A 14,318-nucleotide genomic window follows, 5' to 3' on the forward strand; every position below is an offset into this window, starting at 1 on the left:
CGCGGGCACACCCGCCCGTGCCGCGGCCTGCGGGGAAGGTGCAGGCGGCGGACCGTTCGATGTGTACAGCCTTGTGCTGTTTTGCCGTGCTGCCCCGCCGGGGCGTTGCGCTGTGCCGCCCGGGGTGCACTGCCCCGCTGGGGGTGGGGGTTGCCGTGTCGTTTCACCGGGGCCCTTCGGAGCGGCCCGCAGGCGGGGCGGTCGGTGGACCGGACCCGATAACGCTCAGACAGCGGCCTTCTTCAGTCTCCGGCGTTCACGTTCCGACAGACCGCCCCAGATTCCGAAGCGTTCGTCATTCGAGAGGGCGTATTCGAGGCATTCGGAGCGGACTTCGCAGGCGAGGCAGACCTTCTTTGCCTCGCGGGTGGAACCACCCTTCTCGGGAAAGAAGGACTCGGGATCGGTCTGGGCGCACAATGCGCGCTCCTGCCAGCCGAGTTCCTCGTCCGCGTCCTCGACCAGCAGTTGCTGGAACAGCTCGGTCATGTGCGCCCCTCGTCTGTCTTTTGTGTCCCCGTGATGTTGCCGTTACCGAATCCGGCCGAACGACACGAGTGAAATTACAAGTGTGTAGCTCCGTGGCAGTCAAGCCGAGATCTGCTATTGGGCCGGTTATTCACTCTGCGGAACCAAGGCTATGCAGAAAGTGTTCAAATCGCCAAAAACCGTGACACATGCCCTCACCTCACTGCGGGTACCCCCGACACAAGGGAAGACGCGAAAGATCTGGATCTTGTTGCGGTTCACTCCGCGAAGCGACTCGGATCACATTTGGATCACGAGGCGGCAACGGTACGTCCGGGAGTGCACACAGCCGCGGGGACTGCGGGCAGCGGGGCGCGCGAGCAGTTGGAGCGCGGTCTCTCCACGTCAGCGACTGCACAAACCTTTCTCCCGCCGCTGCAACCGGAAGAGGTGAAACATTAGCCCCAAATCGGTCATCGAGTTGACAGACGGTGACGTTGCCGGTCACCTTTGATTCCATGCCAGCGATCGCAGTGCTCCCCCGGACCCACACTCGTGTGGTCCGCAGCGCTGCCCCGGTCCGCTGTCACTGTTGCTGTCACAGCTGTTGAAGCCACCCGCGCTCCAGCTCTGAACCCCCGCTGCACACCGCACCCCGTGTGCACCGCATCCCGCACCTCATTCCCGGTGCGGGACGCTCTGCGGAATCGCTCGGCAACACCGCTCCGCGAGACCGCTCGGCGCCCCCGTTCTGCGACACCCCAGCACTCTCTGCCGAGGAACCCCCGCACCCATGAACAGCGACAGCGACCTCCAGATCGCCGGCGACATCCTTGAGGTCACGCACCTCCTGGCCCCCGCCCGCGAGCACCCCTCCACCGTGGCCGAGTTCGCAGGCCTCGCCCGCTCGATCGCGGCCGACCGCGCGCAGTGGGCCCCGCTCGTCGAGTACGACGCCACCACCCGCTGGTACCACCGCCTGCGCACCGGACCCGGCTACGAGGTCTGGCTCCTCAGCTGGGTCCCCGGCCAGGCCAGCGGGGCGCACGACCACGGGGCGTCCTCCGGCGTCCTGACCGTCCTCCAGGGCGAGCTCACGGAGCGTAACGACCGGGGTGCACGGACGCTCGGCGCGGGAGCGCAGTACGTGTCCGCTCCCGGCCACGTCCACGAGGTCGTCAACGACGCACTGGAACCGGCCGTCAGCCTGCACATCTATTTCCCGGGGCTGACGGAGATGCCGATGTACGAGGCCTCCTCGCAGACCTCCGCGCAGGCCTCCGCGCAGGCCTCCGCGCAGAGCCCCGCGCAGGCCCCCGTACAGGCTGCCGCGACTGCCCGACGGGATGTCAGTACCGCCTGAGAGACTGCTCTGCATGCGCATTGTTGTTCTTGCAGGCGGTATCGGCGGTGCTCGTTTTCTTCGTGGCCTCAAAGAGGCGGCGCCGGACGCGGACATCACCGTCATCGGGAATACCGGTGACGACATTCATCTGTTCGGGCTGAAGGTCTGCCCCGACCTCGACACGGTGATGTACACCCTCGGCGGTGGCATCAACGAGGAGCAGGGCTGGGGGCGTGCGGAGGAGACCTTCCACGTCAAGGCCGAGCTGGCGGCGTACGGCGTCGGGCCGGAATGGTTCGGGCTCGGCGACCGCGACTTCGCGACGCACATCGTACGGACGCAGATGCTCGGAGCCGGTTATCCGCTGAGCGCGGTCACCGAGGCCCTGTGCAAGCGGTGGCAGCCTGGCGTGCGGCTGATCCCGATGTCCGACGACCGCGTCGAGACGCACGTGGCGGTCGACGTGGACGGCGAGCGCAAGGCCGTGCACTTCCAGGAGTACTGGGTGAAGCTGCGCGCCTCCGTGGACGCGCAGGCGATCGTGCCGGTCGGGGCCGACCGGGCGAAGCCGGCGCCGGGTGTGCTGGAGGCGATCGCGGAGGCCGACGTCATCGTCTTCCCGCCGTCGAACCCGGTGGTGAGCGTCGGGACGATCCTGGCCGTTCCGGGGATTCGGGAAGCCATCGCGGACGCCGGGGTTCCGGTGGTCGGGCTCTCCCCCATCGTCGGGGACGCGCCGGTGCGCGGCATGGCCGACAAGGTGCTGGCCGCGGTGGGCGTCGAGTCGACGGCGGCGGCCGTGGCGCAGCACTACGGTTCCGGGCTGCTCGACGGGTGGCTCGTCGACACCGTCGACGCGGGCACGGTGCAGGCCGTCGAGGACGCGGGCATCCGCTGCCGTGCCGTACCGCTGATGATGACGGACCTGGAGGCGACCGCCGCGATGGCGCGGGCCGCGCTGGAGCTGGCCGCGGAGGTACGGGCATGAGTGCGGATGCGCCTTCGTACCAGGTGTGGGCGGTGCCCGGGCTGCCCGAGGTCCGCGCGGGCGACGACCTCGCCAAGCTGATCGTGGGCGCGCAGCCGTCTCTCGCCGACGGTGACGTGCTGCTCGTGACGTCGAAGATCGTCAGCAAGGCGGAGGGGCGGATCGTCGCCGCCGACTCGCGCGAGGACGCGATCGACGCCGAGACCGTACGGGTCGTGGCGCGCCGCGGCACGCTGCGGATCGTGGAGAACCGGCAGGGTCTCGTGATGGCCGCCGCGGGTGTGGACGCTTCCAACACCCCTGCGGGGACCGTGCTGCTGCTGCCGGAGGACCCGGATGCCTCTGCACGGGCGATCCGGGACGGGGTGCGGGACGCGCTGGGGGTGGAGGTGGGGGTCGTCGTCACCGACACCTTCGGGCGGCCGTGGCGCAATGGGCTCACCGATGTGGCGATCGGGGCCGCCGGGGTGCGGGTGCTCGATGATCTGCGCGGCGGCGTCGATGCGTACGGCAATCCGCTGAGCGCGACGATCGTGGCGACCGCCGACGAGCTGGCGGCTGCCGGTGACCTGGTGAAGGGGAAGGCGGACGGGCTGCCGGTGGCGGTCGTGCGCGGGCTCGCCCATGTGGTGGACGCGGATGCGGACGGCGAGGGCGCGCGGGCGCTGGTGCGGAGCGCCGCCGACGACATGTTCCGGCTGGGGACCTCCGAGGCCGTACGGGAGGCGGTGACGCAGCGGCGTACGGTACGGGCCTTCACGGACGAGCCCGTCGACGGGGGCGCGGTGCGGCGGGCGGTCGCGGCGGCGGTGACGGCGCCCGCGCCGCACCACACGACGCCCTGGCGCTTCGTGCTGCTGGAGAGCGAGGAGTCGCGGGTACGGCTGCTCGACGCGATGCGGGACGCGTGGGTCGCGGACCTGCGGGCGGACGGGAAGTCCGAGGAGTCGATCGCGAAGCGGGTGCGGCGGGGGGATCTGCTGCGGCGGGCGCCGTATCTGGTGGTGCCCTGCCTGGTGATGGACGGGTCCCACGAATACGGGGACGTTCGGCGGGACACCGCGGAGCGGGAGATGTTCGTGGTGGCGATGGGGGCCGGGGTGCAGAACTTCCTGGTGGCGCTGGCCGGGGAGCGGCTGGGGTCGGCGTGGGTCTCCTCGACGATGTTCTGCCGGTCCGTGGTGCGGGAGGTGCTGGGGATTCCGGAGGGGTGGGATCCGATGGGGGCTGTGGCGGTGGGTCATGCGGTGGCTGCGCCGGGGCCTCGGGGAGAGAGGGACCTGGGGGAGTTTGTTTCGGTGCGGTGAGGGGGCTTGGTGCGGGTCTGAGTGCGGGGCCGGGTGGGGTGGGGCGGGCGGTCGGTGGGGAGAGGCTTCGCGTGGAGCGAGGCTTCGCGTGAGGGTCGCCCCGGGGCCCCGCTGCCCGGAGGGGGCTCGGGACGGGTGGGAAAGGGGCGACCTCAGTGCCAAGAGGGCTCGGGGCGAGGGAGTCTTCACACGCCGAGGTGAGGTAGGCGGCCCCGCTGCCCGAGGGGGCTCAGGGCGGGTGGGAAGGGAGCGGCCCCAGTGCCAAGAAGGCTCGGGGTGAGGGAGTCTTCACGCGCCGAGGTAGGCGGCCCCCGTGCCCGAGGGGGGTCGGGACGGGTGGGGTCGTAGGGTCGGTGGGGTGGCAGGGAGATTGGGTGGGCAGGTTCTGGGGCCGCTTCGGCGTGGCGGGGCGGATCCGACTTTTCGGGTGGCCGCCGACGGTGCCGTGTGGCGGGTGAGCCGGACGCCCGAGGGGCCCGGGACCCTGCGGGTGGCCGCGGGATCCGCCGAGGCGTGGGGGCCGGGGGCGGAGTGGCTGCTGGGCCGACTGCCCGATTTGATGGGGGAGTTGGACGAGCCGGACGGGTTCGTCGCACATCATCGGGTGGTGGCGCAGGCGCAGCACCGCAATCCGGGGCTGCGGTTGTGCCGGACCGGCCTGGTGCTGGAGTCGTTGATTCCGTCGGTGCTGGAGCAGAAGGTCACGACGGCCGAGGCGTACCGGTCGTGGCGGCATCTGGTGCGGCGGTTCGGGGAGCCCGCGCCCGTGCCGGACGTACCCGGAGTGCCGCCGGATCTGTATGTGATGCCGGATGCCAGGGCCTGGGCACTGATCCCCTCCTGGGAGTGGCACCGGGCGAACGTCGACGCCAAGCGGGCCGACACCGTCGTACGGGCGGCGCGGGTCGCCGCGCGCCTGGAGGAGGCGGCGGGGATGCCGTACGAGAGGGCGAAGGCCCGGCTGGAGGCGGTTCCCGGGATCGGTCCGTGGACCTCCGCCGAGACCCTGCAGCGCAGCAACGGCGCACCGGACGCCCTGACGGTGGGAGATCTGCACCTGCCCGGGATCGTCGGGTACGCCCTCGCGGGGAAGCGGGACGCCACCGACGCCGACATGCTGGAGCTGCTGGCCCCCTACGAGGGCCAGCGCCACCGGGCCGCCCGGCTGATCCTGCTCACCGGCCTGACCCCGCCCCGGCGCGGCCCTCGCCGGGCCCCCGGGCGGATCTCCCACCTGTAGGGGCCGGTGGCCGGCCAAGGGGGTCCAGCGGGGCAGGGACGAGGATTACTGGTCCGAGGAGAAGCGCACCGAGGCCGCCGGGACGACCGCGTCGCACCAGATGCGGATGCCGGAGCGCAGTTCGTTGTCGGCGCCGACGTGCGCGCCGTCGCCGATGACCGCGCCGTCCAGGTGCGTACGGGCGCCGATGCGGGCGCCGGCGCCGACCAGGGAGTCCGTGATCACCGCGCCCGGTTCGACGACCGCGCCCGCGAGGATCGCGCTGCCCTCGATGCGGGCGCCCTCGCCGATCACGGCGTCGGCGCCGATGACCGTACCGCCGGTGAGCTTGGCGTCGGAGGCGACGGTCGCGCCCGGCATGACCAGGCGGTCGCCGCAGCGTCCCGGCACTGCCGGGGACGGCGCGCGGCCCTGGACGAGGTCGGCGGAGCCCCGTACGAAGGCCTGCGGGGTCCCCAGGTCGAGCCAGTAGGTGGAATCGACCATTCCGTGGAGGTGGGCGCCCGCGGCCAGCAGGTCGGGGAAGGTCTCGCGTTCGACCGAGACCGGGCGGCCGGCCGGGATGGTGTCGATGACCGAGCGGCGGAAGACGTAGGCGCCCGCGTTGATCTGGTCGGTGACGATTTCCTCGGGGGTCTGGGGCTTTTCGAGGAAGGCCGTCACGCGGCCGGTGCCGTCCGTCGGTACGAGGCCGAAGGCGCGCGGGTCCTCGACGCGGGTGAGGTGGAGCGAGACGTCCGCGCCGGAGGTCCGGTGGGTGGAGACGAGGGCCTCGATGTCCAGGCCGGTGAGGATGTCGCCGTTGAAGATGAGGACGGGCTCGTCGGGGGCCGAGTGCAGTCGCGAGGCGACGTTGCGGATGGCGCCGCCGGTGCCCAGCGGCTCGTGCTCGGTGACGTACTCCAGGTGCAGGCCGAGGGAGGAGCCGTCGCCGAAGTGGGGTTCGAACACCTCGGCGAGGTAGGACGTGGCGAGCACGATGTGTTCGACTCCGGCTGCCCGCGCGCGGGCCAGCTGGTGGGTCAGGAAGGGCACGCCGGCCGCGGGGACCATCGGTTTGGGAGTGTTCACCGTGAGCGGGCGCAGCCGGGTTCCCTTGCCCCCGACCAGGAGGATCGCTTCAGTCACCTTGTCGTCTCTGCTTCCTGCTGGGGGCCGGCCGGATGTGGGCGGCCAGTGTATGCAGACTGTTCGATACGTCCCGGTCAGTGCCCCGCACAACGGTGCGAATCGTTTCAGCCGACGGCCCGCACATCATGGTGTGCACTGTTTCCGTCGGCAACCCGCACACGAACGGTACGAACCCCTCCGGTCAGCGCCCCTGGAGCCGGCCCGCTTTCCACCTCGCGGAGCCGAGCTTCTTGTAGAGACGTCCACCGGGGCACTCGGTGGCGAATCCGTCGCGGTGGCCCGAGACGACGTTGAGCCGGACGCTCCTGCCCTTCTTGTAGAGGTTGCTGCCCCCTGAGGTCAGGTAGGCGGCGCCCTTCGGGTTGGCTCCGTGCAGTCCTAGCTTCCAGGCGGTCAGTTTCGCGACGGCGTTCACGGCCGCGGCGGGCGGGTTGGCACGGGTGTACGTCCCGAGGACGGCGATGCCCATGCTGTGGGAGTTGAAACCGAGAGTGTGCGCCCCCAGGACCGGCTTGGCCACACCCCCTGCACGCCCTTCGTAGACATTGCCGCACTTGTCGACGGCGAAGTTGTAGCCGAAGTCACGCCAACCACTGCTCTTGACGTGGTAGCGGTAGATACTGCGAAGGACTGAGCCGGACTGCGAACAGCTGTACCCATTTCCAGACGCACTGTGGTGGACGAAGGCGACCTTGATCGTCTTCGTGTAGACGTTGCCCTTCTCCTTCAGCTTCTCGTCCGCGCCCCACGCCTTGCGCAGCACGATCCTCGGCCGCGCCCCGATGTACGGCTTGGCGCTCCCCGATTCCGCTTCCGCTTCGGCCTTCGTCTCGGCCCTGGTGAGCGCCGGGAGCTCCAGGCCGCCGGCGGCCGAGCGGGGACGGCTCGGGTCGGCGCCCGGGTCGACGAGGTCGAGGCGCAGGCCTGCGGGCAGCGGGACGCCCGCAGCGCCCGCCGGAAGGACCCGCGCCTCGACGCCGTCCGAAGGGCCGACCCACAGGGGGGCGGTCGAGCCGTGGGCGCGCGCCTCCGCCGCACCGGGGTCGGCGCCGTCGGCAGAGTGCGCGTCCAGCTCCTGCCAGGGGGACCAGACGCCGGTGCCGACTGCTCTCGTGCGTACCTGAACCTGCCCCTCCAGTACGGCGTGCGGGTCCTCCCAGACCACACCGACCAGCGAGAACGGCTCCACGCCCCGCGGCTCCAGGCCCACTTGAGGTACGTGGCGCACCGCCCGGTCACTCACCTGGGCGCCCGCCAGGTCACTCCCCCGCGCGGGGCCGCCCGGCGGGGTCAGCGGCAGTGACCGGGTCGTGCCGGGCAGTTCGGCCGTCTGCGAACCCGCCAGCTGCTGCCGGTCCACGGGTGCGCCGTCGGGCAGGACGAACGGGAGCGCGAGGAGAGCCGCGCACGTGACGCCGATCGAGGAAGCAAGGATTGCACGCATGCGCCAAATCTTGGACATATGCATATAAATATGTCCATCGGTGAATTGGCGGCCCGATTGACGGTCTGTCTGCCGGACGGGTGGCCCGCCCGCTGCGGGGCCCGGTTCCCGCCCGGCCGGCCGACGTACGCTCCTCGGATGAACACCACCGACCGCACCCCTGCCGACCTGCTGCGTTCCGCGCTCGCCACGGACCCGGGCCGCCCCCTCGTCACCTTCTACGACGACGCGACGGGCGAGCGCGTCGAACTGTCCGTCGCCACCTTCGCCAATTGGGTGGCCAAGACGGCCAATCTCCTCCAGGGCGACCTCTCCGCCGGGCCGGGCGACCGGCTCGCGCTGCACCTGCCGGCGCACTGGCAGACCGCGGTCTGGCTGCTCGCCTGTTCGTCGGTGGGCGTCGAGGCCGACGTACTGGGTGCGCCGGAGTCCGCGGACGTGGTGGTCAGCGGCCCCGACTCGCTCGATGCGGCGCGTGCGGGCCGGGGCGAGCGGATCGCGCTCGCGCTGCGTCCGCTGGGCGGCCGGTTCCCGCAGCCGCCGGAGGGCTTCGCCGACTACGCGGTCGAAGTCCCGTCCCAGGGCGATCGTTTCGCCCCGTTCGCCCCCGTGGACCCGGACGAGAGCGCCCTGAGCGTCGGCGGAGCCGTACTGACGGCGGCCGACGTCGTGGAGCGTGCCCGCGCGGACGCGGCGGCGCTCGGACTCGGGCCGGGCTCCCGGCTGCTGTCGGGACTCTCGTACGACACGTGGGAGGGGCTGTCCTCCGGTCTGTACGCCCCCCTGGCCGCAGGCGGGTCCGTCGTGCTCTGCCGGAACCTCGGGCAGCTGTCGGCCGAAGGCCTTGCCAAGCGGGTCGAGAGCGAGCGCGTCACGCACACGGTGGGGCGGCCGGCGCAGGCGTAGTGCGGTTACGTCTGCGGGGGCGGCCCATTCGGTGGACCGGGGCCCGGCCTCGCCGGTGCGGGAGCGGGCTCGGTACATGATCGAAGAGACGCACAACCAAGCGCCGAATTCAGCCGTCTACCCCTGCGATCGGCGGCCCCGCGCGCCGCCGACCCCGCACGAGGATGGACGCAGACGTGACCGACACTGCTGGCACGCCCCCCGAACCGGACAAGCCGGCGGCGGACGAAGCGGGGGCGTCCGAGGCGGGGGCCTCCGCAGCGGAGACGACCGGACCGGCGGCGTCCGCAGACCCCTCCGACGACCCCTCCGACGGCTCTTCCGACGGCTCTTCAGAAACAGCCGCGGAAGGAGGGGCGGCAAAGGCGGCGGCGGACGCGGCGGCGGAAACCCCCGGAGAAACCCCCGCTCCCCCGCCCCACCGCCGTCACTGGGTGCGCTGGCTGGCCGGCGGCGCCGCTCTCGTCGTGCTCGCCGCGGCCGGTACGGGGTGGTACTTCTACCAGAAGCTCGACGGCAACATCACCACGGACACCAGCGCCGCCGCCGAGCTCCGCGCCTGGGAGAAGGAGCGCCCCACCCAGGCCCCGGTGGCGCTCGGCGCACTGAACATCCTGCTGATCGGCTCGGACACCCGGGCCGGCGGCAACAGCAAGTACGGCCGCGACGAGGGCACCCAGCGCTCGGACACCACGATCCTGCTGCACCTGGCCGGCGGGCGGACGAGCGCGACGGGCGTCTCGCTGCCCCGGGACCTGATGGTGGACATCCCCAGCTGCACGAAGGCGGACGGCACCCGCACCCGGGAGATGTTCGCGCAGTTCAACTGGGCGTACGAGATGGGCGGTACGGCCTGCACGATCCGTACCGTGGAGAAGCTGACCGGCGTCCGCCTCGACCACCACATGGTGGTCGACTTCCAGGGCTTCAAGGACATGGTCGACGCGGTCGACGGCGTCGACGTCTGCCTGAAGAAGCCGATCGACGACAGGGACGCGCACCTCAAGCTCGCTGCGGGTCCGCAGACCCTCAACGGGGAGCAGGCGCTCGGCTACGTACGCGCGCGCAAGAGCATCGGCGGTGGCAGTGACACCGAACGGATGGACCGCCAGCAGCAGTTCCTCGCCTCGCTCGTCAACAAGATGCAGAGCAACGGCGTCCTTCTGAACCCGGCGAAGCTCTACCCGGTGCTCGACGCGGCGACCAAGTCCCTCACCACGGACCCGGGGTTGGACTCGCTGCGCGACCTGTACGACCTGGCGTCCGGCATGCGGGACGTGCCGTCGGAGAAGGTGCAGTTCCTGACGGTGCCGCGACGGCCCTACAGGTACGACACGAACCGGGACGAACTGATCAAGTCCCAGGCGGAGAAGCTCTTCCAGCAACTGCGCGAGGACGCCCCGGTGTCGGTCGCGCCCGCCAAGTCCCTGAAGCAGCCGGACGGGTCGGACACCGCCACGTCTTCCGCGGGGACGGTCGCACCCGGAAACGGGGACCCGGGTGACGGCAAGCCGGACGACTCCGGGCCGCAGAGCCCCGGCCCGACGCCGACTTTTGCCGGTACAAACGCCGCCACGGGCATGTGCGAGTAAAGCGATTCCAAAGGCGGGGACATTCCCCGTTGCGGTTTGGGGGTATTGCCCGGTTGTAAGGGGCGTGGAATTTGTCACTGCCGTCGCTCGGCGCTGATCTGGGCAGATAGTGTGACGCGATCCAGTGCACGCACCCACGGCAACACGGGTCACGCACGCACGACTGGACCGAATGACCGAGCGCCTGGGGGGAGGCGCCTCGCGTGGGACCGACGGAGGACTCAGGCAACCGTGGACGCGCACAGCCGTGACGGGGCGGGCGAGATCGACCCCGCCGACCAGTGGGTTCTCAACCCGCGCACCGGCAACTACGAACTGCGACTGGAAGATTCCACAGGGTCCCCGAGAGGTGCCGTACGGCCTCAGGGCAGCCCGCGCGGTCGCAGCCGTGACCACCGCGACCGCGCCCGCGACTCCGGCGCGCCCCGGCGCGAGGTACCGGCCCAGCGAAGTCGTCGTACGTCACCACCGGGCGGCGGTCCCAGAGGTCACGGCAGCGGCGGTGCGCAGCAGGCGGGCCGCCGCAAGCGCAAGCAGGCCAAGCCGCGCAAGAAGGCGCTGAAGATCGTCGGCGCCGTCGTCGGCTTCGTCCTCGTGGCGGGCTCGGTCGGTGCCTGGGCGCTCTACGAGCACTTCAACGGCAACCTGAAGTCGGTGGACGTCTCCGGCGGCTCGGGCGGCTTCAAGAAGGACCAGGCCGTCAACATCCTGGTCATCGGCACCGACAAGCGGACCGGTGACGGCAACGCCGGCTACGGCGACAAGAACAGCCCCGGGCACGCCGACACCACGATCCTCTTCCACGTCTCCAAGGACCGGACGAACGCGACCGCGATGTCCATCCCGCGCGACCTGAAGCTGCCGATCCCCGACTGCCCGACCAAGCTGGCGGACGGCTCGGAGAAGGTCGTCCCGGGCAGTCCCAAGGAACGCTTCAACACCAGCCTCGGCCAGTCCGACCGTGACCCCGGCTGCACCATGCGCACGGTCAAGCAGCTCACCGGGCTGACCGTCGACCACTTCATGATGGTCGACTTCAACGCGGTGAAGACGCTGACCAGCGCGGTGGGCGGGGTGGACGTCTGCGTCGCCAAGGACGTCGACGACCCGAAGTCGCACCTCAAGCTCGCCAAGGGCACGCACACCCTGGAGGGCGAGGAGGCGCTGGCCTTCGTACGCACCCGGCACGCCTTCGGCGACGAGTCCGACCTCAGCCGGATCAAGACGCAGCAGCAGTTCCTCGGCTCGATGATCCGCAAGATGAAGTCCAGCGAGACGCTGACCAACCCGGCCAAGCTGTACGGCCTGGCCGAGGCGGCGACCCAGGCGCTGACCGTCGACTCCGGCATCGGCAGCATCCTCAAGCTGAAGTCGCTGGCCACCGAGGTCGGCAAGGTCGACCCGAAGAACATCACCTTCACGACCCTGCCGGTGCTGGACAACCCGGACGAGCCGCCGCGCAAGAAGGCCACCGTGGTCGTCAACCCCGAGAAGGCCGATCCCCTCTTCGCGATGATGCGGTCGGACATCTCGCTGACCGAGGTGAAGAAGAAGGAGAAGGCCGACAAGGCCCAGGCCAACGCCAAGCAGGACGCCCTGCTCAAGGGGCCCAAGGCCGCGGCCGACGACGTGAGGGTCAATGTCTTCAACGGGAGCGGCGAAGGCGGCGCGGCCCAGGAGACGCTGTCCTGGCTCCAGTTGGAGAAGGGCGCCAAGCTGGCGACCAACGGCGGCAACTCGCCGAAGCCCGACATCGCGAAGACCACGCTGGAGTACGGCGAGAACCAGGCCGACCAGGCGCGTGCGCTCGCCGCGATGATGGGCCTGCCCTCCTCGGCGCTGAAGCCGACCGGGCAGGACGCGGCGGAGCGCGAGCCGATGACGCTCACCCTGGGCAAGGACTTCGACGGCGCGGGCAAGCCGCTCGGCGGACCGTCGAAGGCGCCCGAAGGCATCCAGCAGGCCAACGCCGACAAGTCGGTGTGCGCCAAGTGACCTGGGGTCACGGCGCCCAGCAACAAGCCAGGTAACAACGCGGCGACGCGCAGAGCACGACGCACCACAGAACAAATCTGAAGAAGAGTGGGGGCCCGGTGGGCAGCAGCAGTGTGCATGGGGAGGGCACCCGGGCCCGCAACCTCGGCTGGGACGAGAGTCTCTACGAGGACGCGGAGCACGGGTCGGTCGCACCGGAAGCGCCGGAGGCCGGGGGCGGCGGCGCCGGAAACAGCGGCGGCGGAAACAGCGACTCCGGAGGCAGTGACTCCGGAAGCGGCGGCGCCGGAGGCGGACGCCGCAGGGGCGGCGCACGCCGCAAGCGTCCCGAGGCCGGCAAGGGGTCCCGGCGCAAACGCGTCCTGCGCGGGGTCGCGATAGGCCTGGCCGTGCTGATCCTCGGCACGGCCGGAGCCGGATACCTCTACTACCAGCACCTCAACAACAATCTGCGCAGCAGCGCCCGCAGCGGCGGCGAAGGACCTGACAAGCCCAAGGCGAACGCGGCCGGGCAGACCCCGCTGAACATCCTGCTGATCGGCTCCGACAGCCGTGCCGATCCCAAGAACGTGAAGCTGGGCGGCGGCAAGGACCTGACGAAGAACCCGCCGCTCGCCGACGTCCAGAAGCTGCTGCACGTCTCCGCCGACCGCAAGCACGCCTCGGTGGTGAGCATTCCGCGCGACACCCGGGTGGACATCCCCGAGTGCAGGGACGAGACGACCAAGAAGGTCACCCCTGCGGGGAACACCATCATCAACCAGGCGCTGGCGCGCGGCGGTCCGAGCTGTGTCCTGGACACCTGGCAGAAGCTCACCAACGTCTACATCGACCACTGGCTGATGATCGACTTCTCCGGTGTGGTGCAGATGTCGGACGCCGTCGGCGGTGTCGAGGTCTGCCTCAACCAGGGCGTGTGGGACAAGCCCACGAGGCTGGAGAAGGGCGGCTCGGGCCTCAAGCTGGCCAAGGGCCCGCACAAGATCCAGGGCGAGGACGCCCTGAGGTGGCTGCGCACCCGGCATGCGTTCGGGAGCGACAAGGGCCGCGCGAAGGCGCAGCACATGTACATGAACTCGATGATGCGCCAGCTCCAGGACGAGGACGCCTTCACCAACGTCGGCCGGATCACCTCGCTCGCCGAGACCGCGACGAAGGCCCTGCAGGTCTCCGACGAGATCGGCACGCCCAAGAAGCTCTTCGACCTGGCGATGGAGCTCAAGAACGTCCCCTCGGACAGCATCACCATGACCTCGCTGCCGACGATCGCGGACCCGAAGAACCCCCTCGCCCACTACGTCGTGGACCCGAAGGACTCCCCCAAGGTCCTCAAGCTGCTCCAGGACGACATCCCGTTCGACAAGAACGGCGAAAAGTCCGACGGCAAGGGCTCGAAGAAGCCCGCCGAGAAGCCCGCGAAGAAGCCCTCGGTCGGCCCCGCGGAGCTGGTGGTCACCGTGCAGAACAGCACCGGCAGCGACACGGAGGGCCGCACTCCGGGCCGGGCGAAGGCCGTCATGCAGACGCTGTCCGAGAAGGGCTACCCCCGGGCGAGGACGGGCGGCAACGGCCAGGGAACCGAGCGGACGACGGTCAAGTTCCCCAGCGCCGAGCTGGAGGGCGACGCCCAGGCGGTGGCCAAGGCGCTCGGCCTGCCGTCCTCGGCGGTCAGCAGGTCCACGGACGTCACGGGCGTGACCCTGCTCGTCGGCTCCGACTGGCGCACCGGCACCTCCTACCCCAAGGCCGAGGTGCCGAAGGCGGGCGACGTCCCGAAGTCCGCCGAGGCGGTCAAGGGCAACGACAAGGGCTGCATGGACGTGTACGGCGTGTACCAGTGGAACGGCAAGGACTGATCCCGCTGTGTACGAGGAAGGGGGCCCGGGACGTGAAGTCCCGGGC

At 70.6% G+C, this 14,318-nt stretch carries 11 protein-coding genes; 8 read left to right on the top strand and 3 right to left on the bottom strand.

Annotated elements, in window-relative coordinates; translation table 11 throughout:
* Positions 1-225: 225 nt before the first annotated feature.
* Positions 226-489, bottom strand: coding sequence for a WhiB family transcriptional regulator (locus ACWGIG_RS27800; protein ID WP_030927001.1), 264 nt, complete (start codon positions 487-489; stop codon positions 226-228).
* 772 nt (positions 490-1,261) lie between these two features.
* Here ACWGIG_RS27800 and ACWGIG_RS27805 point away from each other — a divergent pair.
* From ACWGIG_RS27805 to ACWGIG_RS27820, 4 genes are all read left to right on the top strand, one after another.
* Positions 1,262-1,831, top strand: coding sequence for a cysteine dioxygenase (locus ACWGIG_RS27805; RefSeq protein ID WP_453324416.1), 570 nt, complete (start codon positions 1,262-1,264; stop codon positions 1,829-1,831).
* Positions 1,832-1,844: 13 nt separating this feature from the next.
* A complete protein-coding gene (gene cofD / locus ACWGIG_RS27810) occupies positions 1,845-2,801 on the top strand; it encodes a 2-phospho-L-lactate transferase (RefSeq protein ID WP_453324417.1) in 957 nt (318 codons plus the stop codon).
* A complete protein-coding gene (locus tag ACWGIG_RS27815) occupies positions 2,798-4,108 on the top strand; it encodes a coenzyme F420-0:L-glutamate ligase (protein ID WP_453324418.1) in 1,311 nt (436 codons plus the stop codon). The genes cofD and ACWGIG_RS27815 overlap by 4 nt, the downstream gene beginning before the upstream one ends.
* Before the next feature lie 358 nt (positions 4,109-4,466).
* On the top strand, positions 4,467-5,348 hold the full coding sequence (locus ACWGIG_RS27820; RefSeq protein WP_453324419.1) for a DNA-3-methyladenine glycosylase family protein: 882 nt from the start codon (positions 4,467-4,469) through the stop codon (positions 5,346-5,348).
* A 45-nt stretch (positions 5,349-5,393) separates the two neighbouring features.
* On the opposite strand, the gene ACWGIG_RS27825 is transcribed toward ACWGIG_RS27820, so the two are convergent.
* Positions 5,394-6,476, bottom strand: coding sequence for a sugar phosphate nucleotidyltransferase (locus ACWGIG_RS27825; RefSeq protein ID WP_453324420.1), 1,083 nt, complete (start codon positions 6,474-6,476; stop codon positions 5,394-5,396).
* A 184-nt stretch (positions 6,477-6,660) separates the two neighbouring features.
* Positions 6,661-7,923: a peptidoglycan recognition protein family protein gene (locus ACWGIG_RS27830; RefSeq protein WP_453324421.1), complete on the bottom strand. Its 1,263-nt coding sequence runs from the start codon at positions 7,921-7,923 to the stop codon at positions 6,661-6,663.
* A 138-nt stretch (positions 7,924-8,061) separates the two neighbouring features.
* On the opposite strand from ACWGIG_RS27830, the gene ACWGIG_RS27835 reads away from it, so the two are divergent.
* The 4 genes from ACWGIG_RS27835 to ACWGIG_RS27850 all read left to right on the top strand — a co-directional run bounded on the left by ACWGIG_RS27835 (position 8,062) and on the right by ACWGIG_RS27850 (position 14,272).
* Complete coding sequence (locus ACWGIG_RS27835) at positions 8,062-8,829, top strand: TIGR03089 family protein (protein ID WP_453324422.1); 768 nt, start codon at positions 8,062-8,064, stop codon at positions 8,827-8,829.
* Positions 8,830-9,005: 176 nt separating this feature from the next.
* Positions 9,006-10,421 carry an LCP family protein gene (locus tag ACWGIG_RS27840; protein ID WP_453324423.1) on the top strand — a complete coding sequence of 472 codons (1,416 nt, stop codon included), beginning with the start codon at positions 9,006-9,008 and terminating at the stop codon, positions 10,419-10,421.
* 231 nt (positions 10,422-10,652) lie between these two features.
* The gene (locus tag ACWGIG_RS27845; RefSeq protein WP_453324424.1) at positions 10,653-12,416 is read left to right on the top strand and encodes an LCP family protein; all 1,764 of its coding nucleotides are present in this window, start codon (positions 10,653-10,655) and stop codon (positions 12,414-12,416) included.
* A gap of 98 nt (positions 12,417-12,514) precedes the next feature.
* Positions 12,515-14,272, top strand: coding sequence for an LCP family protein (locus ACWGIG_RS27850; protein ID WP_453324425.1), 1,758 nt, complete (start codon positions 12,515-12,517; stop codon positions 14,270-14,272).
* Positions 14,273-14,318: the final 46 nt, after the last annotated feature.

The organism is Streptomyces sp. NPDC054863 (assembly GCF_053610825.1).

Bases quoted from the DNA above. Each gene is read 5' to 3' on its own strand.
- ACWGIG_RS27815 (WP_453324418.1), top strand. From the start codon at position 2,798: ATGAGTGCGGATGCGCCTTCGTACCAGGTGTGGGCGGTGCCCGGGCTG.
- cofD (WP_453324417.1), top strand. From the start codon at position 1,845: ATGCGCATTGTTGTTCTTGCAGGCGGTATCGGCGGTGCTCGTTTTCTT.
- ACWGIG_RS27800 (WP_030927001.1), bottom strand. From the start codon at position 489: ATGACCGAGCTGTTCCAGCAACTGCTGGTCGAGGACGCGGACGAGGAA.
- ACWGIG_RS27830 (WP_453324421.1), bottom strand. From the start codon at position 7,923: ATGCGTGCAATCCTTGCTTCCTCGATCGGCGTCACGTGCGCGGCTCTC.
- ACWGIG_RS27835 (WP_453324422.1), top strand. From the start codon at position 8,062: ATGAACACCACCGACCGCACCCCTGCCGACCTGCTGCGTTCCGCGCTC.
- ACWGIG_RS27805 (WP_453324416.1), top strand. From the start codon at position 1,262: ATGAACAGCGACAGCGACCTCCAGATCGCCGGCGACATCCTTGAGGTC.